Below are 24951 nucleotides of genomic sequence, written 5' to 3'. Positions count from 1 at the left end.
GCTTGATGGATCAGGCGCGCGGGGGTGCGCGAATATGGGGCCCATGGCTCGAAGCCCCGCCGATCTGCTCTGCGACACGGCGCAGGAACCGACCGTCCGACGATTGGGGAAATTCCAGCTCCGCGGATACCGGCAGCAGCGCCGGTAACCCATCGTCGGTCGCGGACTTCGCGTCCTTGCGCTCGGCCGTGAACCGAAGGTCTGAAAGCGGTGTCGCCCGCGAGATCTGCCGGGCCGCAGGGCGACCGGTCGAACCGGTATCGGTGACATTGCCGGCCTGGGCGCCAGAGGACGAGCGGGACGGAATGCTCTGCCCAACCGAGATGACCTGCATTGCGAAGGAGGCGCAGAACAGCCACAGCACGGCGAGAAGCCGGCCGGCCTGCATATTCTTGCTGCCACCACCAAAGCGGTCCATCGAGGACGCGGTCCCTTTCCTTGGCGCCTACAAGACGCGCGGCGCTCCAGCGCCAGCGAGACGAAACTCAGCCCGAATGCCCGACCTTAACGAAAGAACGTGGCCGGATTCGAGCATGGGCGCCCTTAACACCATTGCGGGCCGGAAAAGTCAAATCCGGCCCGTTGTGCGACTGAGGCGCGGTCAGGCCGAGAGACCCGCCGTCCGCCTCTCGTGGATCTCGATGAGCGACGGGCCTTTGCGCTCTGCGGCTGCGGCAAGCGCCTGGGCCAGATCGGCAACCGCGGTGAGCCGCTGCCCCTCGACCCCATAGGCCTTGGCCGCCATCAGGAAGTCCGGCGCCGAGGGCCTGACCCCTTCAGGGGTAACGCCGGCGTCGACCATGTAGGACTCGATCTCCTGGTAGCCGTCATTGTTCCAGACGAGGAAGATCACCTTCGCCTGCGCATCCACCGCGGACCCGATCTCGGCCAGCGAGAACTGGAAGCCGCCGTCGCCGACAAGGCACACGACCGGACGCGACGGATCGGCAACCGCAGCGCCCACGGCCGCCGGCGGAGCGTAGCCGAGCGAGCCGTAGCCGGTCGCGGAATTGAACCAGCTGCGCTGGCGCGGCGCATCGCAATAGAGATTGCCGGCATAGACGGCCTGGGTCGAGTCACCGACAACGGTGCAGTCCGGCAACGTCCTGTAGACCGTGTCGATGATGCCGATCTCGGCCTTCATCTTCGGCGTCAGTTCCTTCAGCGCTGCCCGTCTCGCGGTTTCGGCGCGCCCGACGCCATCCTTCGCGGTGTGGCCGGGCAGGAAGGCGAGGATGCCTGCCGTGGCCGCCTTGGCGCCGGAGAGAATGGAAAGGGCTGCATGCGGCCCGCGCGCGAGCTGCGCTGAGTCAATGTCGGTGCGGATGAGATTGCGCAAGGCCGGGAAACCGCCATCGGCATACATGTCGTAGTCCGTCTGGCCCATTTCGGTGCCGAGCGCCAGGACAAGGTCCGCTTCCTTGAGGAGCGACCGCACCGCCTTCAGGCTGGGGCTTGCGGGAACGCGCAAGGGGTTGCCGGCGAGCATGCCGCGGGCGTTGACCGTGGTGACGACAGGCGCGCCGATCTTCTCGGCAAGCGCCGTCACTTCGGCTTCCGCCGTCAACGCGCCGCCGCCGCAGATGATCACCGGCCGCGAGGCGTCGGCGCAGAGGATCGCTGCACGCTGCAGCGTCTCGCTGTCGGAGCGTGGGCGCGTCGCCGTCGCCGGGCGCACCGCCTGCGGCGCGATCTTCGCCGCCATCACGTCGGTCGGGATCTCGATGTGCACCGGCCCCGGCCGGCCGGAGACGAGCACCGAGAAGGCGCGGTCGACGACGAAAGGCAGGTCTTCCGGATTGAGCAGCGTGTGCGAGTAGAGCGCCAGCGTTTTCATCATGCCATGCTGGTCGGGAAGCTCATGCAAGAGCCCGCGACCGTGACCAAGCGAATCGCGGCGATTGACGCCGGAAATCACCAGCATCGGGATCGAATCCTGCCGGGCCTGCGCCATCGCCGTGATGGTGTTTGTGAGCCCCGGACCGGTGATGACGAGGGCGACACCCGGCTTGCCGCTGACCCGGGCATATCCATCGGCCATGAAGCCCGCACCCTGTTCATGGCGCGGGGTCACATGGCGGATCTTCGATGCCGCCAGCCCGCGATAAAGCTCGACCGTGTGCACCCCGGGAATGCCAAAAACCACCTCGACGCCATTGGCCTCGAGCAGATCGACCAGCACTTCTCCAACTGTTTTTTCCATCGTCATGCGCAGCGCTCCTTACGCAGGCTGGACCGCTCGGCGAGCGCAGCGATGCGACGGCAGGCCTCGTCGATGTCCCGATCAGGCACGGTCAGGCTGACGCGCAGATAGTTCTGCGCCTGATCGCCAAAGGATGATCCAGGCATGACGGCAACCCCCTCCTCTTCGAGCAGCGCCCAGGCAAACGCATCGCCGTCAAGGCCGGTTCCGGAAACGTCGATCACAATGAACATGCCGGCTTCCGGCGCGAACACCTCGATGCCGGGTGCCGCGGCAAGACCGGCTACGATCTGTGCGGCACGGGACTGATAGGACTCGCGCATCCGCCGCGCGGTATCGATGTCATGGGTCAGGGCATAGGCGGTCATGTCGGCGATGAAAGGCTGGGTGCCGAAGAGCATCGTTTCCGAAACCGGCAGCAGCCGGTTGGCAAACTCGACCGGGCCGACTGCCCAACCACTGCGGAAGCCGGGCGCGGCGTGGGACTTGGAGATCGACGAGACGACGACGGTGCGTTCGGCGAGATCCGGATTGTCGAAGGGCGAGGCAAAGACGGCGTCGAAGACAAGTTCCTCGTACACCTCATCGCAGACGATCCAGAGATCGTGACGGCGCGCGACCTCGCCGATCGCGGCGATCTCGGTCGCGGTCAGCACGGCCCCGGTCGGATTGTGCGGCGTGTTGAGCAGCAGCACCCGGCTCTCGGGTGTGATCGCCTTTTCAAGATCTTCGGCCTGCATGTGGAAGCCGAATTCCGGCTTCAGCGGCACCAGCACCGGATGGGCGCCGGTGGAGCGGATCACGCCCTCATAGGTCGCATAGAGCGGGTCGCCGACGAGCACCGCGTCGCCGGTTTCGACCAGGGCCAGCATCACGGAGAAGAGCGCCGTCTGGGTGCCGGGGAAGCACAAGACGTTCGCCGCGGTGACGTCGTCACGGCGCCGGCGATATTTTTCCGCGAGAGCAGCCACGACCGGCGGCTCGCCGCGGCCATTGGAATAGCGGTAGCGCCCGGCATTCATCGCGCGCTGGCATTCATCGAGAAGGGCGCGGTCCGGCGGAAGGTCCGGTTCGCCGATGGTCAGTTCGATGATGTCGGCGCCACTTGCCTTCAGTTGGCGGGCACGAATATGCAGCGACCATTTTCCCGAACCAAGATCGGCAAGACGTTCGGTGATGGACGCGTAGCGCATGGTGTTCTCTCCCGTTGTCATTGTTTTGCAGTTCCGATCGACGTGCCGAGCAGTGCCTCGGCCGACGACATGGCGATGGCGACCAGTTCACCCTCGCGAAAGAGGTCGCCCGCCAGGCACCCCTCCACCCAAAGACCGTCGACCAGCCCGTTGATGGCGATGGCGAACGCCCGGCAGGTTTCTGCGTCCGCCGGTTTGCCCTTCGCCGCAAGAAAATCGGCGAGCAGTTCCTGCAGTGTGTTGCGGAAGGCGAGGTAGCCTTCGCGATGGATCTCGGCGAGCACCGGATCGACACGCACCTGGCTGATGAAGGCAGCCCACAGCGAGATGCTCCGGCTGTCGGCCACCGGTTCGGTGAGGTTGATCGCGATGAAATCCCTGAGGCGGGTTTCCGGATCGCCCTCCACCTGGCTCGCCTTGTCCGTCAAGGATGCGATGACGGCGCGATAGGCCTCGGCAACCATCTGATCCTTCGATTCGAAATAGTGGCGCACGAGCCCGGCCGTCACGCCTGCGCGGATCGCGATCTGCCGCACCGTCGCGCCCTTGAGCCCAAATTCGGAGATGCAATCGAGCGTCGCCTCGATCAGCTCCTGGCGACGCTCGCCTTCCGGAGCGCGGTGAAAGCTGCGCCGATTCATGCGGCGACCCGCTGGAACAAGTGCCCTGGCGCGGTCGACGATGGCTTCGGCCGGAACGGGGACATGGGCGGCTCCTTCGGGAAATCAAGGCTGGGGGCGGGCGTCGAAAAATCGACGATGCGTATTATTATACGCTTGAATAATAGCGACACAAGTGCAACCATGCCAATCAACAAAACCGTGACAGGCCAAAGATGCCGCGCGGAAAACGACAGGGGAACTGTTCTCATGCTGACAGAAAAAGCGCGCAGAGCCGTTGGAGCGGCGTGCCGATGACGGATGCGGCCCAGGCAATCGCGGTCACTGACCTGCACAAGCGTTTCGGGCCATTGGAAGTGCTGAAGGGTGTTTCGCTGACGGCGAAACAGGGCGACGTGATCGCCATCATCGGCGGCAGCGGCTCCGGCAAATCCACCTTCCTGCGCTGTATCAACCTTCTGGAACTCCCGTCCGCGGGCAGCGTCAGCGTGCATGGCGAGAAGATCCGGATGAAACCCGACGGCCGAGGCGGCCTCGTGCCGGAGGACCGCCGCCAAGTCCAGCGCATCCGCAGCCAGCTCGGCATGGTCTTCCAAAGCTTCAATCTCTGGCAGCACATGACCATCCTCGAAAACGTCATCGAGGCGCCGATCCACGTGCTCGGCAAGCCGAAGGCCGAAGCGGTCGCCACCGCCGAAACGCTGCTCAAGCGCGTCGGCCTCTATGAGAAGCGCGACGCTTACCCGGCCTTTCTTTCCGGTGGCCAACAGCAGCGCGCGGCCATCGCGCGGGCGCTCGCCATCCAGCCGCTGGTCATGCTCTTCGACGAGCCGACCTCGGCGCTCGATCCTGAACTCGTCGGCGAAGTGCTTTCGGTCATCGGCGATCTCGCGCGCGAGAAGCGCACGATGATCCTGGTTACCCACGAGATGAAGTTCGCGCGCGACGTCGCCAACCACATCGTCTTCCTCCACAACGGCGTGATCGAGGAACAGGGCCCGCCAGAGGCCATCTTTGGTTCGCCGCGGTCGGAAAGGCTCAAGAAGTTCATCAGTTCCATTCACTGAATTCCGGAATGCTAAACAACCAAAAAGGGGAACAGCATGAAGAAGGCATTGAAAGTCCTGGCCGTTGCGACGGCAATCGCCGTCAGCGGCGGCGTCGCCGCTTCGGCCGAAGCGCTTAAGGTCGGCGTCGCCGCCGAGCCCTATCCGCCGTTCACGGCGCCCGACGCCAGCGGCAAATGGGAAGGCTGGGAAGTCGAGTTCATGAATGCGATGTGTGCCGAGGCGAAGCTCGAATGCGTGCTGACGCCGGTCGCCTGGGACGGCATCATCCCCGCGCTGACCTCGAAGAAGATCGACATGATCATCAGCTCGATGTCGATCACCGACGAACGCCTGAAAACGATCGATTTCTCGGACAAATACTACAACACCCCGACCGGCATCATCGGCACCAAGGGCGTCGACATCAAGCCGACGCCGGAAGGTCTCAACGGCAAGGCGCTCGGCGTCCAGGTCTCGACGGTCCACCAAGCCTATGCCGCCAAGCATTTCGCGCCGGCAGGCGTCGACGTCAAGGAGTACCAGACGCAGGACGAAGCCAACAACGACCTCGCCGCCGGCCGCCTCGATGCCGTCCAGGCGGACGCCATCGCGCTGAAGGCTTTCCTTGCGACCGACCAGGGCAAGGAATGCTGCGACTACAAGGGCGACGTCGCCGAAGACGTTGCCGTGATCGGCCCGGGTGTGGGCGTCGGCCTGCGCAAGGGCGAAACCGAGCTCAAGGACAAGGTCAACACTGCGATCAAGGCGATCCGTGACAACGGAACCTATGATACGTTCTCGAAGAAGTACTTCGACTTCGACATCTACGGCGATTAAGGCGCGATCGGCCGGCGGCCCAGAGGTGCTGTGCCTTGTGTGCCTGAAAGGGGACGCGGGCGCAGCAGCCGCCGCCGGCTGGCGCCATCGGAGTACGACGCATGGCTGCGGATTCCCTCATCAATTGGGGCCTGCTCTCGCTCAACGCGCCCGGATGGGGCGGCGTGTTGCTGCAGGGCTTTTTCAACTCCATCCAGATCGCCGTCGGCGGCTTCACGCTCGGCCTGGCACTCGGCATCGGCGGCGCCTTCGGCAAGCTCTATGGCGGTCCGGTGCTGCGGGATCTGCTTGAATGCTACACCACGGTGGTGCGTGCGGTGCCGGAACTGGTGCTGATCCTGCTGCTCTATTACGCCGGCACCGATCTTCTCAATCAGGTGCTGGCGCTCTTTGCGATCGGCCCGGTCGACATCAGCGGCCTGATGGCCGGCATCTTCGTCATCGGCGTCGTCCAGGGGGCTTACTCGACCGAAGTCTTGCGTGGCGCGATCAAGGCGGTGCCCGCCGGACAGATCGAAGCGGCGCGGGCCTATGGCATGTCGCCGACCAAGGTCTTGCGGCGCATCACCCTGCCGGCGATGCTGCCCTATGCCATTCCCGGTCTTTCCAATCTCTGGTTGATCGCCACCAAGGACACCGCCCTTCTCGCTGTCGTTGGCTTCAGCGAGCTGACGCTGGTCACGCGCCAGGCGGCCGGCACGACCAAGGCATACCTGCTGTTCTTCCTTGCCGCCGGCGCGCTCTATCTGGCGCTGACACTCGTGTCCAACGTCTTCATCGGCATGCTCGAACGCCATGCCCGACGCGGCTTTGCGGTGCAGCGATGACCAACGAAACCACCCACGCCGTTGCCTTCACGCCCGAGGACCTGCCGACGGCTCGGAGCTTCTTCGTACCGCATCGCATCGTGATGATGCTGGTCTTCGCCGCCTTCGTCGTCGCCGTTGCCGTCTTCATGCGCTGGGACTGGCTGCCGCGTTATCTGCCTCGGCTTGGCTGGGGCATTCTCGTCAGCCTCGTGATGCTGTTCAGCACCGCGATCCTCGGTTTCCTGCTGGCGGTGCCGATCGGCCTCGTGCAGGTGACAGGCCCCTGGTTCCTGAAACTGCCGGCCAAGGTCTTCTGCACCGTCATTCGCGGCACGCCGCTGCTCCTGCAGCTCTGGCTGCTCTATTACGGGCTCGGCTCGCTGTTTCCGCAGTTTCCGGCGATCCGCCAGTCCTTCCTCTGGCCCTATTTGCGCGAGGCCTGGCCCTATGGCGTGGCGGCACTCACCGTCTCGTTTGCCGCCTATGAGGGCGAGGTCATGCGCGGCGCCTTTGCCGGCGTGCCGCCGGGCGAGCTGGAGGCGGCCAAAGCCTATGGCATGGGCCGCTGGACGATGTTCCGCCGCATCTGGTTGCCGCGCGCCATCCACCGGGCGCTGCCGACGCTGAACGGCGAAACCGTGCTGCAGCTGAAATCGACGCCGCTCGTTGCCACCGTGACCGTCGTCGACGTCTATGCCGTCATCTCCAAGGTGCGGCAGGAAACCTTCCTCACCTATGAGCCGCTGCTCCTGCTGGCGCTCATCTATATGTGCCTCACCGGCATTCTGGTGGTCGCCTTCCGCACATTCGAAAATCGTATCCCAACCCGTGGCGCCTGACATGAAGCTCTCCTCCTCGATCACCAACGCCATGCCGGAACTCGTTGCCATCCGCCACGACCTGCATGCCCATCCGGAACTTGGATTGGAGGAGAGGCGCACCTCCGCCTTCATCGCCAAGCATCTCGAAAGCCTCGGCTACGAGGTGACGACGGGTCTCGCCCAAACCGGCGTGGTCGGCACGCTCCGGAACGGCACGAGCGGGAGATCAATCGGCATTCGCGCCGATATCGATGCGCTGCCAATCCTGGAAAAGACCGGGCTCGACTATGCCAGCAAGACCGCAGGATTGATGCACGCCTGCGGCCACGACGGGCATACGACGATGCTGCTTGGCGCTGCGCGGGCGCTTGCAGAGCGGCGCAATTTCGACGGTACGATCCACTTGATCTTCCAGCCGGCCGAGGAGAATTTCGGCGGCGCCAAGATCATGATGGACGAGGGGCTGTTTGAACAATTCCCCTGCGACGCGGTGTTCGCGCTCCACAACGAACCGGGCCTGCCCTTCGGCCAGTTTGCACTCAGAGAAGGCCCGATCATGGCGGCCGTCGACGAGGCGCGCATCACCGTGCACGGCCGCGGCGGGCATGGCGCGGAACCGCAGGAGACGGCCGACCCGATCGTCTGCGGTGCCTCGATCGTCATGGCGCTGCAATCGATCGTCTCGCGCAACATCCACCCGATGGATCCGACCGTCGTCACCGTCGGCGCCTTCCATGCGGGCTCGGCCAGCAACATCATCCCGGAGCGCGCCGAGATCGTCGTCGGCATCCGCTCCTTCGAGCCTGATGTCCGCGACGAACTCGAACGGCGCATCCGCATGATCGCCGAGGCGCAGGCCACGAGTTTCGGCATGCGCGCGACAGTCGACTACCAACGCAGCTACGATGCCACGATCAACCACAAGGCCGAAACGGATTTCGTCCGCGATCTCGCAGTACGCTTTGCTGGTGCCGACAAGGTGGTCGATCTCGCCCGTCCCTTCATGGGCAGCGAGGATTTCGCCTATATGCTCAAGGAAAAGCCGGGGACCTATTTCTTCCTCGGCTCGAAGGTCAGCGACGAAGACAAGCCGCTGCACCATCCGGCCTACAACTTCAACGACGACCTGCTGCCGATCGGCGCCGCCTTCTGGACCGAGCTTGCCGAAGCCTATCTCCCGGTCCGCTGACGCCATCCCGGCAACCCTTTGATCGATTGCCGGTCGCCAGCTTCGCTCTCTGGTGAAGCTCCGTCCAATATGCCGCAGCGCGACATTGCCGCAGTGTGACAACGTGGCGGACGCGCTGTCATTGACGTTTGGCAAATTTGGCTCAGATTCAAGCGCATGCTGAGAAGCCGGGGCCAACACCGAAAACGCCCCGACGGACGGCCAAGAAAAGTCCCCTGATCGACGATCGATCATGGGACGAATGATGCAGCAGCCAGAGCGATACGGCCACGCGTCAGCGACGCGCGTTGCCGTATGTCTGAAAGGATTGCGCCCGTGTTTGAGAGTTTCGATGCGACCCTGCTCGCTCGCTTCCAGTTCGCCTTCACCGTCTCCTTCCACATCATCTTCCCTGCTTTTTCCATCGGCCTTGCGAGCTACCTCGCGGTACTGGAAGGTTTGTGGCTCTTGAAAAAGGACGAGGTCTACCTCGAACTCTTCCACTTCTGGAAAACGATCTTCGCGGTCGCCTTCGGCATGGGTGTGGTCTCCGGCATCGTCATGTCCTACCAGTTCGGCACCAACTGGAGCGTCTTTTCCGACAAGGCCGGGCCGATCATCGGGCCGCTGATGGGCTACGAGGTGCTTACCGCCTTCTTCCTCGAGGCGGGCTTCCTCGGCGTCATGCTCTTCGGGCTCAACCGCGTCGGGCCAAAACTGCATTTCTTGGCCACTGTCATGGTCGCCATCGGCACGTTGATTTCCGCCACCTGGATCCTTTCGGCAAATTCCTGGATGCAGACGCCCGCCGGTTTCGCCATGAACGAAGCGGGCCAGTTCGTCCCGGTCGACTGGTGGGCGATCGTCTTCAACCCGTCCTTCCCCTATCGCCTTACCCATATGGTGCTTGCCGCTTACCTCACGACCGCCTTCGTCGTCGGCGCCTGCGGCGCCTGGCACCTCATCCGCAAGACGGCGCCGCGCCGCGCCCGCAAAATGTTCTCGATGGCGATGTGGATGGCGGCGATCGTCGCGCCCATCCAGATCTTTGCCGGCGACATGCACGGGCTGAACACGCTGGAACACCAGCCGGCCAAGGTGATGGCGATGGAAGGCCACTACCAGAGCCATCCGGATGGGGCGCCGCTGATCCTTTTCGGCATTCCGAACTCGCCCGAAAAGCGCGTCGACTATGCCATCGAGGTTCCAAAACTCTCCAGCCTGATCCTGAAGCACGACCTCAACGCGCCGCTCGCCGGCCTCGATACGATCCCGGAAGAGCTGCATCCGCCCGTCGGCATCGTGTTCTGGTCCTTCCGGGTGATGGTCGGCCTTGGGTTCGCCATGCTCGGCATCGGCCTCTGGTCGCTCTGGTGTCGTTACCGCGGCACGCTCGACAGCAATGTCTGGCTGCATCGGGCGGCAGTCGTGATGGGCCCGGCCGGCTTCGTCGCCGTGCTCGCCGGCTGGGTCACCACCGAAGTCGGCCGCCAGCCCTACACGGTCTACGGCCACCTGCTGACAGTGAACTCGGTGGCGCCGATCGCAGCCCCTGCCGTCGCCGCCTCGCTGATCGCCTTTATCATCGTCTACTTCTTCGTCTTCGGCGCCGGCACCTTCTACATCCTGAGGCTGATGGCGCGATTGCCGCGTGATCCGATGCCGGATCTCGACGAAGGGCCGCTGCGCAGCTCCGGCATCATGCCAGGCCCCGCCATCGCCAGCACCAGCACTCATGGAGGTCGTCATGGAGTTTGATCTGCCGTTCATCTGGGCCGCCATCATCGCCTTTGCGGTGCTCGCCTATGTCATTCTCGACGGCTTCGACCTCGGCGTCGGCATCCTCTTCCCGTTCTTCCCGGAGAAGCACGACCGCGACGTGATGATGAATTCCGTCGCGCCGGTCTGGGACGGCAACGAAACCTGGCTGGTGCTCGGCGGCGGCGGTCTGATGGCGGTGTTTCCGCTCGCTTATGCGACGATCCTGCCGGCACTCTACGCCCCTGTTATCGCCATGGTCATCGGCCTCATCTTCCGCGGCGTCGCCTTCGAATATCGCTGGCGCACCAGGCGTGCCGAATATCTCTGGAACTGGGCGTTCTCGGGCGGTTCGATGCTCGCCGCCTTCGCGCAAGGCATAACTCTCGGCGCGCTCGTCCAGGGTATCCCCGTCGAGAACCGCGCCTATGTCGGCGGCTGGTGGGACTGGCTGACGCCCTTCTCGATCATGACCGGCGTCGCCGTCGTCGTCGGTTATGCCCTGCTCGGCTCCACCTGGCTGGTCATGAAGACCCATGGCGACCTCGCCGACCGCGCCCGCGACCTCGCGCTCAAGTGCTCGTTCGGCACCGTCGCCGCCATGGGCATCGTCAGTCTGTGGACTCCGTTCCTGGAGCCGCAATATCTGAAGCGCTGGTTCGGCTTTCCGACGGCGATCTTCAGCGTCATCGTGCCAGCCCTCGTTCTCAGTTGCCTGTATGCGCTGATCACAGGCATTCGCAACAGGCACGACAGCCGGCCGTTTCTTGCGGCGCTCGGCCTGTTCGTGCTCGGCTATGCCGGCATCGGCATCAGCTTCTACCCCTATATGGTGCCGCCATCGCTGACCATCTGGGATGCGGCGGCGCCTGAGGAGAGCCTGTCCTTCCTGCTCGCCGGCGCGCTGGTGCTGGTGCCGATCATCCTCGCCTATACCGGCTATTCCTATTGGGTGTTCCGCGGCAAAGTCGATCCGGAGGAGGGTTACCATTGACTGATGAAACCGGAACCGGCCGCAAGCTTCTCTGGTTCGTGGGCCTGTGGTGCGCCGGGGTGGCAGCCGTGACGATCGTCGGCCTCGCGATCAAGCTGATGATCGGAACGTGATCGATTCTCATAAGTTCGAGCGAGATGCGGGCGGAAAACCGCATACGCTTTTCCTCATCCCGCTCTAAAAAGCCTCGCTCAAGCTTGGCCGGCTAACTTCCCTCAACACGTCAGCAGGCGATCGCCGCAGACGGAGACAGGACCGCACCCTCCTCCCCTGCCCAGCGATCGCCTGCTGAGGTGACCACCGTCACCGGTCGCATGCTGCGACCCTGTTGCCCCTTCTCATTGAGCTCATCGTTTGTTAGCAGTGCGCCGCAAGAGCGCTCCGCTTGCCCAGAGCCGAGGGACGCTCGAACACCTGGACCTGCGCTTGGCCACGACGGCCATGCACCAGGCAATCGGACGAGACAGATGCAAAAGACCCCCGCGCAATGCACCACCATGGCCGACGTGCGTGCCGAAATCGACCGGCTCGACCAGGCGCTGATGACGCTGTTTGCCGAACGCTGGGGCTATATCGACCGGGCGGCCGAGATCAAACGGCCGCTGAAGCTGAAGGCCGACATTCCGGCGCGGGTGATGGAAGTGCGTGAGAACGCCCGCAAGAACGCCGCGAGCTACAACCTCGATCCTGACTTCTACGAGGACATCTGGGCGCGGCTGATTGGCCACGCAATTGCCCATGAGCAGAAGCTGCTCGGCGAAACCGGCGACGAATAGCGTCGCCGTCTTCGATCGCCCTTCCTGGCAGAAGTCAGCGCCCGAGGATGTAACCCTGCAAGCGGTGCGCGGCTTCCTTCACCTGGGCCGGGTCGCGCAGGAAGCAGGCGCGCATGAACAGCGAACCACCATCGCCAAAGGCGGTGCCGGGCGCCAGGCCGACGCCCGTCTTGTCGACGATATCGATCGCGGCCGCGCGCGAATCCGTGACGCCGTCGATTTTCAGGAACGCGTAGAGCGCTCCATCCGGCTTCAGCGTTTCCACCCGGTTGGTAGCGATCAGCGCGTCGCAGAAGACGTCACGGTTGCTGGTCGCCTTGGCGACATTCGCGTCCAGGAAGGCATCGCCCTCGTCAAGCGCCACGACGGCACCGCGCTGCATGAACTGGGCGACGCCTGACGTCGAATATTGCACCAGGTTCTCCAACACCTGCCCCATCTCCGGCGGGGCGACGATCCAACCCACCCGCCAGCCGGTCATCGACCAGTTCTTCGAGAAGGAATTGACGAAGAGGATCCGGTCGCCCTCTTCCATGACATCGAGGAAGGACGGCGCGCGGGCGCCGGCATAATAATAGAGCGCGTAGATCTCGTCGGCGATGATCCACAGACCATGCTTGCGCGCCAGCGCCAGGATCGCGGCCAGTTCTTCCTTGGTCGCGGTCCATCCCGTCGGGTTCGACGGCGTGTTGATGAACAGTGCCCTGGTCTTCGGGCCGATCGCCGCTTCCAGTCGATCGAGATCGAGCTGCCACTTTCCGTGTTCAAAGCGCAGTTCGACGGAAACTGGACGGACGCCAGAGAGGTCAGCGGCAGCGGCAAAATTCGGCCAGGCCGGCGTCAGCAGCACCATCTCGTCTCCCGGCGAAGCGATCGCCTCGATCGAGAGCTTGATTGCCTGCATGCCGGAGCCGACGACGTAGAAATTTTCGGGCGAAAGGGCTTTCTGGAAACGCCGCTGATAGTAGCGCGACAGCGCCTCGCGCAGCGGCGGGATGCCGCGCTGCCAAGTGTAGAAGGTCTCGCCGGCGGAAAGCGCCTCGCGTGCCGCATCGCTGATAAAGGCCGGCGTCGGCAGGTCGCCTTCGCCGACCCAGAGCGGGATCAGGCCGTCGCGCCCGCGGGCATAGTTCACCACCTCGACGATGCCGCTTTCGGGCGCCGCAAGTGCGCGGGGGCTGATGGTGCTGAGGATGGTCATCGGCGGGCTCCGGAGGCACGACGGTCCCGCGCCGGATCGCCCGAGATCATCGTGAAAGATTCCAATGGATTAGAGCGGAAATGGACCGCTCCAGACTGCCCATCGCTTCTAGCCGCTTTCGCTTCTGCGATCACGCGACTTTATCTGACCGGTTTATCGATTTTTGTGATGTTTCGCGGCCCCGCCAGAACGGGGCCGCGAGAAGCCTCAGGCGCGCTGTTTCAACAGGTCGCGGATTTCGGAGAGCAGAAGGATATCTTCCGGCGGTGGCGCGGCCGGTGCCTCGTCCTTCTTCTTCTCGATCGACGCGCGCATGCGGTTCACGGCCTTGATCATCAAGAAGATGATCCAGGCGAGGATCAGGAAATTGATGAGCACGGTGATGAAGTTGCCATAGGCAAAGACAGCGCCCTGCTGACGGGCAGCGGCGAGAGACGTCGCCGTGACGTTGGCCGACAGCGGTAGGAAGTAGTTGGAGAAGTCGAAACCACCACCGGTCAGCGCGCCGACGATGGGCATCACGAGGTCTTCGACGACCGACGTGACGATCTTGCTGAAGGCGGCGCCGATGATGACACCGACCGCGAGGTCCATCACGTTCCCGCGGGCAATAAACTCCTTGAACTCATTCAGCATACGTCTCTCCGTATCATCCCCGTTGAAAACGACCGCCGGCGCTGTCCCGCGCTGCAACCGTTTACGGAAACTAAACCAAAGCGGGCACCGAGAAAACCTTTCTTTGCCTTTGGTCAAACCACGCCTGCCAAAAGAAGGATCAAACTCCCTTCCACATCCGGCAGACCATTTTCTCTTGCAGCACCTTGGACTTAAGACTCATATGGCGGGCAATTCTCAACCTCGCGGACTTGTCCTATGCTTCGCGTCGGAGGAGTGAGGCATGCTTTCGGGTTCGGTCATCTTTGCCTCGGCCTTCGCCTATCTGCTGCTGCTGTTTGCAGTCGCGAGCTATGGCGACCGGCGGGCCAGGAGGAAAAGCGCTGCGCTGAAAGGCAGACCGCTCGTCTATGCGCTCAGCCTTGCGATCTATTGCACGTCCTGGACCTATTTCGGCGGCATCGGGCTTGCCGCCGAGCGCGGGCTCGAATTCACCGGCATCTACATCGGACCCATCCTGATGTTCACGCTGGGCATGCCGCTGATCCGCAAGATCATCCGCCTTGCCAAGACCGAGAAGCTGACCTCCGTCGCCGACTTCATCGCCGCGCGCTACGGCAAGAACCCGGCCGTGGCGGCGATCGTTGCACTGATCTCGCTGGTCGGTGCCATCCCCTATATCGCATTGCAGCTCAAGGCGATTTCGAGCTCCGTCGCGGCGATGATCAACACCAGCGACTATGGCATCGGCGCGGGGCAGAGTTTCATCGACCTGCCCCTGCTCGTGACCCTGTTCCTCGCCTGCTTCGCCATCGTCTTCGGTACGCGCCATACGGACGCGACAGAACATCAGGACGGACTGATCCTCGCGATCGCAATGGAATCGCTGGTCAAGCTCGTCGCGCTCGTCACTGCCGGCTTCTACATCGTCTTCGTCATCTTCAACGGCCCGGCGCATCTCTGGTCGCTGGCGGCAGAGAGCCCGGCGGTGCAATCCGCACTTTCCTATGAAACGCCGACGGCGCGCTGGATCCTGCTGATCGTCACCTCCGCCTTCGCGATCATCATGCTGCCGCGGCAGTTCCATGTGACCGTCGTCGAGAACCGCACCGAAGGGGAGTTGCGTACCGCCGGCATTCTGTTTCCGCTCTACCTGATCGGCATCAATCTCTTCGTGCTGCCGATCGCGATTGCCGGCCTCCTCACTTTCTCGGGCTCCGGCGACGCGGATCTTTACCTCTTGACTCTGCCGCTCGCCAACGGCCTGCCGCTGCTGACGCTCATCACTTTCATTGGCGGCTTCTCGGCAGCAACGGCCATGGTGATCGTCGCCTCCGTGGCGCTGTCGATCATGATCTCCAACGACATCGTCATGCCGGTGTTCCTGCGCCGCAATCTCAGCCAGCGCGGCGGGCTTCAGGAAAACCTCGCGGGGACGCTGCTCAACATCCGCCGTTCGGCGATCTTCGTCGTCCTCCTGCTCGGCTATGGCTATTACCGCTCCGCCGATATCAGTGCCGGTCTAGCTTCGCTCGGGCTCCTCTCCTTCGTCGCCATCTCCCAGATGGCGCCGGCCATGCTCGGCGGTCTCATCTGGCGCCAGGCGAATGCGCGCGGCGCGATCACCGGCATGGTCTCCGGCTTTTTCGTCTGGGCGTATCTCCTGTTCCTGCCGAGCCTCGGCGGACCGGACAATTCCCAAGTCGCGGCAACGGTGCTGAGCTTCCTGCTGCCATTTACGGACCTCTTCTCGGGTCCCCGCGCCGACCCGCTGGTGAATGCCACGATGCTGAGCCTGCTCGTCAACTGCAGCGCCTATGTGCTCGGCTCGCTGACCCGGACGCCGAAACCGATCGAGCGCTTTCAGGCCGGCGTCTTCATCACCCGGCGGTCGCGCACCGAAGGCACGTTCCGCGGCCGGAAGACCAAGGTCACCGTGCGCGATCTCAAGGCGACGATCGGCCGCTACATGGGCACCGAGCGCATGCAGCGCTCGTTCCACACCTATGAGCGCCAATCCGGCCGCTGGCTGGACGACAATGCGCCGGCGGACATGGCCGTTGTGCATTTCTCCGAGCAACTGCTCGGCAGTGCCATCGGCTCGTCGTCGGCGCGGCTCGTGCTTTCGCTCGTCCTGCAGCGCGGCGACGACACGTCATCGGACACGGCCTGGCTGCTCGACCAGGCGAGCGAGGCGCTGCAATACAATCAGGATATGCTGCAGACCGCGCTCTCGCAGATGGACCAGGGCATCGCCGTCTTCGACAACGCCAACAACCTGATCATCTGGAACCGCCGCTTCCGCCAGCTTCTGGATCTGCCCGAGGCGGCCGGCCAGGTGGGCTTCCCGCTCGCCGATATCGTTTCGATCCTCACCAAGCGCGGCGATATCCGCAAGGATCAGGAAAAGGGATTGATCGCCAACTTTCTGACGCTGGACAAGCCCTTCCTGCTCGAACTTGGCAATGGCGAGCGCATCATCGAAGTGCGCACCAATGCCATGCCCGACAAGGGCATCGTCACCACCTATACCGACATCACCCAGCGCGTTGCCGCCGACATGGCGCTGAAGCAGGCGAACGAGACGCTGGAACTGCGCGTCGAGGAACGCACCGGCGAACTGACCCGCGTGAACCGGGAACTCGCCGAAGCACGGGCGGCCGCGGAAGAGGCCAATATCGGCAAGACGCGGTTCTTCGCCGCTGCCGGCCACGATATTCTGCAGCCGCTCAATGCCGCCCGTCTCTATTCGTCCTCGCTGGTCGAGCGGCTGGGCGATTCCGACAACAGCACGCTCGTCGAGAACATCGATTCCTCGCTGGAATCGGTCGAGGCCATTCTTGGCGCCGTGCTCGATATTTCGCGCCTCGACACCGGCGCAATGAAGCCGCGGCTGCAATCCGTCCCGCTCAACGACCTGCTCCGCCGCATCGAGACCGACTTCGCGCCGATCGCGCGCGCCAAGGATCTCGACCTGGTGGTCATGCCGACCTCGCTGGTCGTGCGCAGCGATCCGAACCTTTTGCGCCGCGTGGTGCAGAACCTCGTTTCCAACGCGATCAAGTATACGCTCACCGGCAAGGTGCTGGTCGGCGTGCGCAGACATGGCGCGATGGCGACGATCGAGGTGCTCGATTCCGGCATCGGCATTCCGTCGTCGAAGTTCCGGACGGTCTTCAAGGAATTCGCACGGCTCGACGAGGGCGCGCGCACCGCTTCCGGGCTCGGCCTCGGCCTATCGATCGTCGATCGCATCTCGCGCGTGCTCAACCATCCGGTCAGCCTGCAATCGACACCGGGCAAGGGCACCGGATTCAAGGTGACGCTGCCGCTGGACGTAAGCGCCGGCGAACCGGTCGCGGTCCGCCCAGTTGTCCCCAACAAGGCGAGCGAGGCGCTCAACGGCTTGCGCGTGCTCTGCATCGACAACGAACCGCGCATCCTCGAGGGCATGAAAGTGCTGCTTTCGGGCTGGGGCTGCGTCGTCAGCACGGCGGAATCGGTTGCCGCCTGTGCCGAGATGACGGGAGAGCCGGCCGAGAAACCGCACGCGATCATCGCCGACTATCATCTCGACGACGGCACTGGCATCGAGGCAATTGCGAAGATCCGGCTTTCCGCCGGCGAGGCGATCCCGGCCCTGCTGGTGACGGCGGACCGCTCGCCGGAAGTGCGCACCGCGGCCGAGCGCGACGGCGTTTCGATCCAGAACAAGCCGGTGCGGCCGGCAGCGATGCGGGCGTGGCTGACACAGCTTTCGACGGCGGCGCGAACGGCTGCAGAATAAGCTGCTTCGGCGTTGCGGCAACGCGCCTGCATTAGACGTATGCTGCCGCAGTGCTCGATTGACCGCCTCAGGCGGCGGCGACGGTGCCGATCTTCGAAAGCTGGATCACCGCCTGGGTGCGGCTGTCGACATTGAGCTTCAACAGGATCGCCGAGACATGCGCCTTGATGGTCGCCTCGGAGACGCCGAGCTCATAGGCGATCTGCTTGTTGAGCAGGCCTTCGCCCAGCATGCTGAGGACGCGTGACTGCTGCGGCGTCAGCGTCTGAAGCCGCTGGAGCAGATCGGCGACTTCCGGTTCGTACTCCTGCGCGTCGTCGTAGCCCGCCGGCACGAAAACCTCACCGGCCATGACCTTCTCGATACCCTCGCGGATCTCTTCGATACCGGCCGACTTTGAGAGGAAGCCGGACGCCCCGAGGTCGAGCGCGCGGTGGATCGTCGCCGGATCGTCATGGGCGGAAACCACCATGACCGGCAGGCTCGGAAACTCGGCGCGAAGCGCAATCAGGCCGGAAAGGCCGCTGACGCCAGGCATCGTCAGGTCCAGAAGAAGGAGATCGGCATCCGGGTAATCGGCTGCAGTCTTGCGCGCGGCGGCGAAATCAACTGCCTCGACGATGGCGGGCGCGCCGTCCATCCCGCTCAGGGCCTGGCGCATGGCGCCACGAAACAGCGGGTGATCGTCCGCGATGATGATGGTCATGTCCGGCGTCATGTCGCTCCCTCCCAAGAGCCCGGTCTGCGACCTGCGCGCCTCCACGCGCCGATCCGCATCCCGCATGGCCGTTCCGGCGTCTCAGGTCTTCTGCGGCTCCGTCGCGGGGTCGCTGCCTTCGAGATCCTTCACGATATCCATGAACTTACGCATCATTCTTTCCATGATGCCCATTGTCCGGTCAATCTCTTCGTCGGTCGGAAGGTTCGGTTTCGCGACGCTTTCACCGGATTTAACGGCCTTTTCCAAGGTCTCTACCCGTTTGGTCAAAAGCTCGATCTCCAGCTCGAGCGCGGAGCGTTCGTCGGCTGCCATGCGGCAGACGAGCTCGCCGCTCCTTTCCTGGCAGAGCGACACTTCGCCGGTTTGCGTGTCGAGCCGGGCAATGCCGGTCTCGGATTTCTGCATGCTGTAGCGGCCGGGCGCCGGATCCTGCGCCGAGGCGATGCCGGCGAATGCCAGGCCGGCTCCGATCAGAAGTGCGACTGTAGCTTTTCTCATGACGTCCTCTCCGTTGCGGTCCTTGCCAGATGACGCCCGGCACATGAACGGGAAGAGCGAAATCGATCTTCACCAAGGATTATGCGCGAATCGACGTCCTTCTGCGATGGACAATCGCTGATATTTGCGGCAAGGCCACGACAGAAGATTACGGGGGCAGACGGGCACAATGGGTTCCATCATCTACAAGATCGTTCCGACCTCGCTGTGGCAGGAAGCCAAGCGCAGCGGACGCTTCGACGGCGCACCCGTCGACCTTGCTGACGGCTTCATCCATTTCTCCACCGCCGAACAGGCCCTGGAGACGGCAGCGCGGCATTTCGAGGGACAGGAAGGCCTACTTTTGGTCGCCGTTGACGGCGACGCGCTCGGCGTGGAACTGGTCTACGAACCCTCGCGCGGCGGCGCCCTCTTCCCGCATCTCTATGCACCCCTCTTCCTCTCCGCCGTGGTCTGGGAAAAGCCCCTGCCGCTTGGCGCCGATGGCTCGCATATCTTCCCGGAACTTGACGCATGAATCCGCTTACCAATCTCGCCCGCCGCGGCCTCTTCCTGTTCGATCCTGAGGCCGCGCACGGCCTGTCGATCAAGGCGCTGAAGACCGGGCTCGTGCCCAGCTGTCCTTCCAAGGCCGACAAGCGGCTTTCCCAGACGGTCGCCGGCATCGAGTTCCCAAACCCGATCGGCATGGCGGCCGGCTACGACAAGAACGCCGAGGTGCCGGAAGCGCTCCTGAAGATCGGTTTTGGTTTTACCGAAATCGGCACCGTCACACCGAAACCGCAGTCCGGCAACGACAAGCCGCGCATTTTCCGGCTGGTCGAGGACGAGGCCGTCATCAACCGCCTCGGCTTCAACAACGAGGGTCATGGCGCGGCGCTGGCGCGGCTCAAGGCCTGCTCGCGCGCTGCGCTGATCGGCGTCAATATCGGCGCCAACAAGGACAGTGCCGACCGCGTTGCCGACTATGTGAACGGCATTCACGCCTTCTATTCGGTCGCCCGCTATTTCACCGCCAACATCTCCTCGCCGAACACGCCGGGCCTGCGCGACCTGCAGGCGCGCGAGAGCCTCGCCGCCCTGCTGTCCGCCGTGCTCGCCGCTCGCGACGAGGAAGCCCGCCGTAGCAACCGGTACGTTCCGGTGTTCCTCAAGATCGCGCCCGATCTGACGGAAGAGGGCATGGACGACATCGCAGCCGAAGTTCTCGCCCACAATCTCGACGGCCTGATCGTCTCCAACACGACGCTTTCACGCGAAGGCTTGAAGGACCAGAACCAGGCGAAGGAAGCCGGTGGCCTCTCCGGCAAGCCGCTCTTCGAGAAGTCGACCGCGGCACTTGCCCGCATGCGCAAGCGCGTCGGACCAAATCTGCCGATCATCGGTGTCGGTGGCGTCAGTTCGGCCGAGACCGCGGCAGAAAAAATCCGCGCCGGCGCCGATCTGGTCCAGCTCTATTCCTGCATGGTCTATGAAGGCCCCGCGCTGCCCGGCCGCATCGTGCGTGGCCTTTCCGATCTCTGCGACCGTGAGCGGCTCAGCTCGATCCGCGATATCAGAGACAGCCGCCTCGACTACTGGGCCGGCCGGAAGGTCTGACGCGCCTTCGAGGGAATTCTCGAAAGCAGGAACAGGCCGCGCAGCAGCAGGAAGAGATTGAGGCCGGCCCAAAGCCCGTGATTGCCGAAGACGGGCACGAGCACAGCCAGCACCGCCGCGTAGCCGACAAAGGCCGCGACCATCATGTTGCGCATTTCGCGCGACCAGGTGGCGCCGATGAAGACGCCATCCATCAGAAAGGCGAGCGCGCCGGTGGTCGCAGTGACAGCCGCCCAGGGCAGATACTCGTAAGCGGCCACGCGGACATCGGCGGCCGTCGTCAACAGATTGATGAGCCGATCGCCGAAAAGCAGAAGGACGATGGTGGTGACCAAGGCGAGCCCCAGCGACCAGGCAGCCGTCAGGCGTAGCGCGCGATCGAAGGCTGGCCGGTAGCGGGCACCGATCGAGCGGCCGATCAATTGCTCGGCGGCGTTGGCGAGGCCGTCGAGATAGTAGCCGGCGACCAGGAAGATCGTCATCAGCACCGCGTTTGCCGCAAGCGTCACCGGCCCAAAGGCCGTGCCGATGCGCGTCATCAGCGTAAAGGCAGCGAGCAGCACGAAGGAGCGGATCATGATGTCGCGGTTGAGGCCGAAGAGCGGCTTCAATCGCTCGCGATCGAAGATCAGCGCCCAGCCCGGCGCATCGTTGCGGTCGAAACGGCCATAGACGATCGCAAAGCCGGCAAGCGCCCCGATCACCTCGCCTGTGACGGTGGCAAGTGCGACCCCCATCACGCCCCAGCCAAGGACGAGACCGAGCAGGATCGACAGCACGATGTTAATGCCATTGATCAGCGTCTGCAGCATCAGACCGATGGTGCCTTCGCCGCGGCCAAGCACGAAGCCGAGGATGGCGTAGTTCGCAAGGGCTGCCGGTGCCGAAATGATACGACAGAGAAAGTAGGTGCTGGTGACGGCCGCCACCTCCGGCTCCGGTCCCATCAGCCAGAGGCCGCCGGATAGCAGAAGAGGTGAAATGAGAACGCTGACCGTGCCGCAGACAAGCGCGATCGTAAGCGACCGCCAGAACACCGCCTGCTGCTCACGTCTGTCACCACGGCCATAGGCCTGAGCAACGAGGCCGGTCGTGCCGGCGCGCAGGAAATTGAAGGTGGTAAAGATCAGGTCGAATATGATGGCGCCGATCGCGAGCCCCGCGAGCAGCGTCGCCTGCCCCATGCGGCCGATAACAGCCGTATCGACCAGACCCAGCAAGGGCGTCGTCAGGAAGCCGAGCGTCATCGGCAGCGCAATCGCCAGGATCAGCCGATGGGTGACGTGAAAGGCGCCGGCGGGATCGTTCGGCGAGGCGGGAGAGGCGGTCATCGAACGGTCCGGGCGTTATGGGTGAGTGACGACCGTTTTAGGGAAAGTGCATGGGAGGATGCAAGCGCGCCGAGCAGTTGCGACGAAAAGGTTTCAGCGCGCAAGTAGCCCCTCACCCTAGCCCTCTCCCCGCAAGCGGAGAGAGGGGACGTGGACAAGCCGCAACACCGCATCCCGAGCCGCTATCGGAAGAGCAGTCCAATCGCATGGTTGCTGGGGATAGAGGGGGTGCGGCAACCTGCCTTCTCCCCGCCTGCGGGGAGAAGGTCCCGGCAGGGGATGAGGGGCCAGGTGCGGTTCAGATGTCCGCTAAGGCCGAATCAGGCCGACAGCACCATGGCCCAGAAGGGGCGGTTGCCGGATGAAGCGTTCTGGGCGACGGCAACGCCGAGACCGCGATAGTTACCGAGCATGTTTTCCAGATGCTTGGGCGACTTGTACCAGGCATCATAGGCGCGTTCGGCGTCGTCCTGGCCCATGGCGATGTTTTCGGCTGCCGGAAGCGTCACGCCCTGGCCCTTCATCCGGTCGTAGAAACTGTCGTTCCAGCCGATCAGATGCTGCATCTTGCCGACCCGTGCCATGCGCGCCGCCTGGTTCATCGCGGCGACCGAGGCCGCGTGGTCCGCCACGAGCTCCGTCAGCCCCTTGCCCTTGCGCAGCTTGTTGACGTAGCCGAGGCTCGCCTCGGTCTGGTCGCTGCCAGTGCCACTATCGGGCGTCAGCAGTTGGGACGTCGTGCAGCCGGCAAGCGCGCCGAGCGAGAGGATGGCGGTTGCACGCAGCAGGCCGCGGCGTTCGATCAAGAGAAACCGGTCGTGCATCATCAGCGCCGGTAGCTCATAACACGCAGGATCACGAAGGCCGGAACGACGATCGCCGCACCGAGCAGCAGATAGTCGCCCACCCGGCCAAGTGCGGCAAAGCCGGTGTACCAGAGGTCGAGCAGGAAGTTGCGGACCGCGAAATAGATGTCGGTCGGATACCAGCCGAAGACGGTCATGACGAAGCCGACGAGGATCGACACCACGACGAGCTTGACCAGCACCCGCAGCGGCGAGTCACCCAAAAATCTGTTCATTCCGTCCGACATCCGCGAACTTCTCCTGTTTGTCTTCACATAAGCCGCGATCGGCAGCGTCGCAAGTCGGCCAGACCTTGCACAGCGCCCAAGCTCTCGGTTTCAGCCAGATTCCGCTTGTGTTTTGCAGCATCCGGCGTCAGAAGCGCTGATCGCAACCGATATCTCACATTGATGACGCTCAACCAGCTCTCCTCCGGCGACCTGATCGCCGACCGCCGCGCCGACTACGCAAAAATGCTTGCCGAAGGCGGCGAGCCCGGAAGTGCTGCCGAACTCATGGCACAGGCGCTGGAACGGGCGCCGGACTGGGCAGCCGGCTGGTTTCGGCTCGCGGACTATGAGGAAAAATCGGGCCGGAAAGAGGCGGCGATCGACGCGCTCAGAAAAACCCTGGCGCTGAGCCCTCAGGACATCTTCGGCGCCGGCCTGAAGCTGGCGCTTCTCGGTGCCGCCGCGGTGCCCGAACAGCCGCCGAGCCTCTATGTCGAGCGCCTGTTCGACGACTATGCCGATCGCTTCGACCAGGCGCTGGTGGAAAAGCTCGGCTACACGGTGCCGCAAAAGCTCGCGGCGCTGATCCAAAGCCACACCGGGGGCCTCATCTTCGAGCATGTGACGGATCTCGGCTGCGGCACCGGCCTCTTCGGCGAACGCATCCGGGATCAGGCGCAATTCCTTGAAGGTTTCGACATCTCCATCAACATGCTCGCCAAGGCCGAGGCGAAATCCACCTACGATCGGCTGGCACGCGCCGATCTTTCGCTCCCGCCGGAAGCTTCCGGCATCTTCGGCAACTTCGCGTCCGCCCGCGCCGATCTCGTCAGCGCCGCCGATGTGCTCATGTATCTCGGCAATCTCGACAGTGTCTTCGACATCGCGCTCCGTCTGCTGGCCGCCGGTGGCTACTTCGCCTTTTCCGTCGAGGATGCGGGCGATGGCGTGGATTTTCTGCTGCGCCCCTCGCTGCGCTACGCCCATAGCGAAGCCTGTATTCGCGGCCTCTGCACGGCGCACGGGCTGAAGCTGCTGGCCATCGAGCGTACCGTCATCCGCATGGATGCCGGCGAACCGGTTTTCGGCATCCTGTTTCTGGCGCGCAAGCCTGCATAAAACGCAAGGCAGAGTCGCAAAAATAAGTCAGCATTACTGACATATTTTTCTTGAATATTGTTGTGCGTTGCAGCATTGCTGCGGCCATCGCAATCGAGGTTTTGCCATGGCTCAGATCAGCAGCGTTTTCGGTATCTGGAACACCAGCCCGACCCGGCATACGGCGGTCGAGGACCTGCAGGGCATCTTCACCGGCAGCCTGATCGCCGCACTCGGCCTCTATTTCCTGGCAAGCGCCGGCCTGCTCACCGGCAGCACGGCGGGCGTCGCCTTCCTGCTGCACTATGCGTTCGGCATCAATTTCGGTCTTGCCTTCTTCCTGCTCAACCTGCCGTTCTTCTATCTGTCGCTGAAGCGGCTCGGCCCGGCTTTCACGGTCAAGACCTTCATCGCCATCGGTCTTACCTCGTTCCTGACCGACATCCAGTCGCGCCTCTTCCAGATCGGTACGATCCAGCCGGCCTGGGCAGCGCTGCTTGGCGGCCTGCTGCTCGGTTATGGCCTGCTCGCACTCTATCGCCACCGCGCGAGCCTTGGCGGCGTCGGCATTCTCGGCATCTACCTGCAGGAGCGCTTCGGCATTCGCGCCGGCCTCGTGCAGCTTGCGATCGACATGGTCGTGCTCGTTATCGCCTTTGGGGTGACGACGCCCACGGTGGTCGCCTGGTCGGTGCTCGGCGCGGTCGTGCTCAACCTGTTTGTGGCCATCAACCACCGCGCCGATCGCTACATCGCACTCTAGATCAGTCCAGTCGTCACGCGAAAACGATTGCTCGG

At 63.7% G+C, this 24951-nt stretch carries 24 protein-coding genes; 13 read left to right on the top strand and 11 right to left on the bottom strand.

Features of this window, described 5'->3' with window-relative positions; all coding sequences use genetic code 11:
* Positions 1 to 10 precede the first annotated feature (10 nt).
* The 4 genes from ASE60_RS35410 to ASE60_RS02560 form a co-directional block, all read right to left on the bottom strand.
* The gene (locus tag ASE60_RS35410; protein ID WP_057248151.1) at positions 11 to 418 is read right to left on the bottom strand and encodes a hypothetical protein; all 408 of its coding nucleotides are present in this window, start codon (positions 416 to 418) and stop codon (positions 11 to 13) included.
* Positions 419 to 601: 183 nt separating this feature from the next.
* Positions 602 to 2209: a 5-guanidino-2-oxopentanoate decarboxylase gene (locus ASE60_RS02570; RefSeq protein ID WP_057248150.1), complete on the bottom strand. Its 1608-nt coding sequence runs from the start codon at positions 2207 to 2209 to the stop codon at positions 602 to 604.
* Positions 2206 to 3396, bottom strand: coding sequence for a pyridoxal phosphate-dependent aminotransferase (locus ASE60_RS02565; protein ID WP_057248149.1), 1191 nt, complete (start codon positions 3394 to 3396; stop codon positions 2206 to 2208). The genes ASE60_RS02570 and ASE60_RS02565 overlap by 4 nt, the downstream gene beginning before the upstream one ends.
* A gap of 17 nt (positions 3397 to 3413) precedes the next feature.
* Positions 3414 to 4037: a TetR family transcriptional regulator C-terminal domain-containing protein gene (locus ASE60_RS02560; RefSeq protein WP_057248148.1), complete on the bottom strand. Its 624-nt coding sequence runs from the start codon at positions 4035 to 4037 to the stop codon at positions 3414 to 3416.
* Between the two features lie 272 nt (positions 4038 to 4309).
* Here ASE60_RS02560 and ASE60_RS02555 point away from each other — a divergent pair, with 272 nt between their 5' ends.
* The 8 genes from ASE60_RS02555 (at position 4310) to ASE60_RS02520 (ending at position 12228) form a co-directional block, all read left to right on the top strand.
* The gene (locus ASE60_RS02555) at positions 4310 to 5083 is read left to right on the top strand and encodes an ABC transporter ATP-binding protein (protein ID WP_057248147.1); all 774 of its coding nucleotides are present in this window, start codon (positions 4310 to 4312) and stop codon (positions 5081 to 5083) included.
* Positions 5084 to 5119: 36 nt separating this feature from the next.
* The gene (locus ASE60_RS02550; protein ID WP_057248146.1) at positions 5120 to 5902 is read left to right on the top strand and encodes a transporter substrate-binding domain-containing protein; all 783 of its coding nucleotides are present in this window, start codon (positions 5120 to 5122) and stop codon (positions 5900 to 5902) included.
* 101 nt (positions 5903 to 6003) lie between these two features.
* The gene (locus ASE60_RS02545; protein WP_057248145.1) at positions 6004 to 6729 is read left to right on the top strand and encodes an ABC transporter permease; all 726 of its coding nucleotides are present in this window, start codon (positions 6004 to 6006) and stop codon (positions 6727 to 6729) included.
* Positions 6726 to 7550: an ABC transporter permease gene (locus ASE60_RS02540; protein WP_057248144.1), complete on the top strand. Its 825-nt coding sequence runs from the start codon at positions 6726 to 6728 to the stop codon at positions 7548 to 7550. Before ASE60_RS02545 ends, ASE60_RS02540 begins: the two co-directional genes overlap by 4 nt.
* 1 nt (position 7551) lies before the next feature.
* Positions 7552 to 8721, top strand: coding sequence for a M20 aminoacylase family protein (locus ASE60_RS02535; RefSeq protein WP_057248143.1), 1170 nt, complete (start codon positions 7552 to 7554; stop codon positions 8719 to 8721).
* Positions 8722 to 9036: 315 nt separating this feature from the next.
* Positions 9037 to 10458: a cytochrome ubiquinol oxidase subunit I gene (locus tag ASE60_RS02530; protein ID WP_113398436.1), complete on the top strand. Its 1422-nt coding sequence runs from the start codon at positions 9037 to 9039 to the stop codon at positions 10456 to 10458.
* Positions 10448 to 11452, top strand: coding sequence for a cytochrome d ubiquinol oxidase subunit II (cydB, locus tag ASE60_RS02525; RefSeq protein ID WP_057248141.1), 1005 nt, complete (start codon positions 10448 to 10450; stop codon positions 11450 to 11452). Before ASE60_RS02530 ends, cydB begins: the two co-directional genes overlap by 11 nt.
* A 467-nt stretch (positions 11453 to 11919) precedes the next feature.
* On the top strand, positions 11920 to 12228 hold the full coding sequence (locus ASE60_RS02520; RefSeq protein ID WP_057248140.1) for a chorismate mutase family protein: 309 nt from the start codon (positions 11920 to 11922) through the stop codon (positions 12226 to 12228).
* A 34-nt stretch (positions 12229 to 12262) separates the two neighbouring features.
* Here ASE60_RS02520 and ASE60_RS02515 read toward each other — a convergent pair whose 3' ends face one another.
* Positions 12263 to 13429, bottom strand: a complete 1167-nt coding sequence (locus tag ASE60_RS02515; protein ID WP_057248139.1) for a pyridoxal phosphate-dependent aminotransferase — start codon at positions 13427 to 13429, stop codon at positions 12263 to 12265.
* A 207-nt stretch (positions 13430 to 13636) separates the two neighbouring features.
* Positions 13637 to 14065, bottom strand: coding sequence for a large conductance mechanosensitive channel protein MscL (gene mscL / locus ASE60_RS02510; RefSeq protein WP_057248138.1), 429 nt, complete (start codon positions 14063 to 14065; stop codon positions 13637 to 13639).
* Between the two features lie 262 nt (positions 14066 to 14327).
* On the opposite strand from mscL, the gene ASE60_RS02505 reads away from it, so the two are divergent.
* On the top strand, positions 14328 to 17831 hold the full coding sequence (locus tag ASE60_RS02505) for a PAS domain-containing hybrid sensor histidine kinase/response regulator (RefSeq protein WP_057248137.1): 3504 nt from the start codon (positions 14328 to 14330) through the stop codon (positions 17829 to 17831).
* Positions 17832 to 17898: 67 nt separating this feature from the next.
* Here ASE60_RS02505 and ASE60_RS02500 read toward each other — a convergent pair whose 3' ends face one another.
* Positions 17899 to 18549, bottom strand: a complete 651-nt coding sequence (locus ASE60_RS02500; RefSeq protein WP_057248136.1) for a response regulator transcription factor — start codon at positions 18547 to 18549, stop codon at positions 17899 to 17901.
* An 81-nt stretch (positions 18550 to 18630) separates the two neighbouring features.
* On the bottom strand, positions 18631 to 19050 hold the full coding sequence (locus tag ASE60_RS02495; protein ID WP_057248135.1) for a hypothetical protein: 420 nt from the start codon (positions 19048 to 19050) through the stop codon (positions 18631 to 18633).
* Between the two features lie 169 nt (positions 19051 to 19219).
* Here ASE60_RS02495 and ASE60_RS02490 point away from each other — a divergent pair, with 169 nt between their 5' ends.
* Positions 19220 to 19567 (top strand): DUF952 domain-containing protein, encoded by a 348-nt coding sequence (locus tag ASE60_RS02490; protein WP_057248134.1) that lies wholly within the window; start codon positions 19220 to 19222, stop codon positions 19565 to 19567.
* Complete coding sequence (locus ASE60_RS02485; RefSeq protein ID WP_057248133.1) at positions 19564 to 20649, top strand: quinone-dependent dihydroorotate dehydrogenase; 1086 nt, start codon at positions 19564 to 19566, stop codon at positions 20647 to 20649. Before ASE60_RS02490 ends, ASE60_RS02485 begins: the two co-directional genes overlap by 4 nt.
* Here ASE60_RS02485 and ASE60_RS02480 read toward each other — a convergent pair.
* The 3 genes from ASE60_RS02480 to ASE60_RS02470 all read right to left on the bottom strand — a co-directional run bounded on the left by ASE60_RS02480 (position 20625) and on the right by ASE60_RS02470 (position 23073).
* Positions 20625 to 21980 carry an MATE family efflux transporter gene (locus ASE60_RS02480; protein ID WP_057248132.1) on the bottom strand — a complete coding sequence of 452 codons (1356 nt, stop codon included), beginning with the start codon at positions 21978 to 21980 and terminating at the stop codon, positions 20625 to 20627. The two genes, ASE60_RS02485 and ASE60_RS02480, sit on opposite strands and share 25 nt — an antisense overlap.
* A 320-nt stretch (positions 21981 to 22300) precedes the next feature.
* On the bottom strand, positions 22301 to 22804 hold the full coding sequence (locus ASE60_RS02475) for a CAP domain-containing protein (RefSeq protein ID WP_057248263.1): 504 nt from the start codon (positions 22802 to 22804) through the stop codon (positions 22301 to 22303).
* Positions 22805 to 22806: 2 nt separating this feature from the next.
* Positions 22807 to 23073 (bottom strand): DUF6460 domain-containing protein, encoded by a 267-nt coding sequence (locus ASE60_RS02470; protein ID WP_057248131.1) that lies wholly within the window; start codon positions 23071 to 23073, stop codon positions 22807 to 22809.
* A gap of 162 nt (positions 23074 to 23235) precedes the next feature.
* Between ASE60_RS02470 and ASE60_RS02465 the strand changes: the two genes are divergently transcribed.
* Both ASE60_RS02465 and ASE60_RS02460 read left to right on the top strand, forming a co-directional pair.
* A complete protein-coding gene (locus tag ASE60_RS02465) occupies positions 23236 to 24174 on the top strand; it encodes a methyltransferase (RefSeq protein ID WP_057248130.1) in 939 nt (312 codons plus the stop codon).
* Positions 24175 to 24280: 106 nt separating this feature from the next.
* Complete coding sequence (locus ASE60_RS02460) at positions 24281 to 24916, top strand: YitT family protein (RefSeq protein WP_057248129.1); 636 nt, start codon at positions 24281 to 24283, stop codon at positions 24914 to 24916.
* The last annotated feature ends 35 nt before the right edge of the window (positions 24917 to 24951 follow it).

It is taken from the genome of Ensifer sp. Root278, from assembly GCF_001429285.1.
Classification (GTDB): domain Bacteria; phylum Pseudomonadota; class Alphaproteobacteria; order Rhizobiales; family Rhizobiaceae; genus Ensifer.
The sequence above is the reverse complement of the archived record's forward strand: the minus strand, read 5'-3'. Positions and strand labels throughout refer to the sequence as shown.

Excerpts from the sequence above, each read along its gene's own strand:
- ASE60_RS35410 (WP_057248151.1), bottom strand. The coding sequence starts at position 418 with ATGGACCGCTTTGGTGGTGGCAGCAAGAATATGCAGGCCGGCCGGCTT.
- ASE60_RS02570 (WP_057248150.1), bottom strand. The coding sequence starts at position 2,209 with ATGACGATGGAAAAAACAGTTGGAGAAGTGCTGGTCGATCTGCTCGAG.
- ASE60_RS02565 (WP_057248149.1), bottom strand. The coding sequence starts at position 3,396 with ATGCGCTACGCGTCCATCACCGAACGTCTTGCCGATCTTGGTTCGGGA.
- ASE60_RS02560 (WP_057248148.1), bottom strand. The coding sequence starts at position 4,037 with ATGAATCGGCGCAGCTTTCACCGCGCTCCGGAAGGCGAGCGTCGCCAG.
- ASE60_RS02555 (WP_057248147.1), top strand. The coding sequence starts at position 4,310 with ATGACGGATGCGGCCCAGGCAATCGCGGTCACTGACCTGCACAAGCGT.
- ASE60_RS02550 (WP_057248146.1), top strand. The coding sequence starts at position 5,120 with ATGAAGAAGGCATTGAAAGTCCTGGCCGTTGCGACGGCAATCGCCGTC.
- ASE60_RS02545 (WP_057248145.1), top strand. The coding sequence starts at position 6,004 with ATGGCTGCGGATTCCCTCATCAATTGGGGCCTGCTCTCGCTCAACGCG.
- ASE60_RS02540 (WP_057248144.1), top strand. The coding sequence starts at position 6,726 with ATGACCAACGAAACCACCCACGCCGTTGCCTTCACGCCCGAGGACCTG.
- ASE60_RS02535 (WP_057248143.1), top strand. The coding sequence starts at position 7,552 with ATGAAGCTCTCCTCCTCGATCACCAACGCCATGCCGGAACTCGTTGCC.
- cydB (WP_057248141.1), top strand. The coding sequence starts at position 10,448 with ATGGAGTTTGATCTGCCGTTCATCTGGGCCGCCATCATCGCCTTTGCG.
- ASE60_RS02520 (WP_057248140.1), top strand. The coding sequence starts at position 11,920 with ATGCAAAAGACCCCCGCGCAATGCACCACCATGGCCGACGTGCGTGCC.
- ASE60_RS02515 (WP_057248139.1), bottom strand. The coding sequence starts at position 13,429 with ATGACCATCCTCAGCACCATCAGCCCCCGCGCACTTGCGGCGCCCGAA.
- mscL (WP_057248138.1), bottom strand. The coding sequence starts at position 14,065 with ATGCTGAATGAGTTCAAGGAGTTTATTGCCCGCGGGAACGTGATGGAC.
- ASE60_RS02505 (WP_057248137.1), top strand. The coding sequence starts at position 14,328 with ATGCTTTCGGGTTCGGTCATCTTTGCCTCGGCCTTCGCCTATCTGCTG.
- ASE60_RS02500 (WP_057248136.1), bottom strand. The coding sequence starts at position 18,549 with ATGACGCCGGACATGACCATCATCATCGCGGACGATCACCCGCTGTTT.
- ASE60_RS02495 (WP_057248135.1), bottom strand. The coding sequence starts at position 19,050 with ATGAGAAAAGCTACAGTCGCACTTCTGATCGGAGCCGGCCTGGCATTC.
- ASE60_RS02490 (WP_057248134.1), top strand. The coding sequence starts at position 19,220 with ATGGGTTCCATCATCTACAAGATCGTTCCGACCTCGCTGTGGCAGGAA.
- ASE60_RS02485 (WP_057248133.1), top strand. The coding sequence starts at position 19,564 with ATGAATCCGCTTACCAATCTCGCCCGCCGCGGCCTCTTCCTGTTCGAT.
- ASE60_RS02480 (WP_057248132.1), bottom strand. The coding sequence starts at position 21,980 with ATGACCGCCTCTCCCGCCTCGCCGAACGATCCCGCCGGCGCCTTTCAC.
- ASE60_RS02475 (WP_057248263.1), bottom strand. The coding sequence starts at position 22,804 with ATGCACGACCGGTTTCTCTTGATCGAACGCCGCGGCCTGCTGCGTGCA.
- ASE60_RS02470 (WP_057248131.1), bottom strand. The coding sequence starts at position 23,073 with ATGTCGGACGGAATGAACAGATTTTTGGGTGACTCGCCGCTGCGGGTG.
- ASE60_RS02465 (WP_057248130.1), top strand. The coding sequence starts at position 23,236 with ATGACGCTCAACCAGCTCTCCTCCGGCGACCTGATCGCCGACCGCCGC.
- ASE60_RS02460 (WP_057248129.1), top strand. The coding sequence starts at position 24,281 with ATGGCTCAGATCAGCAGCGTTTTCGGTATCTGGAACACCAGCCCGACC.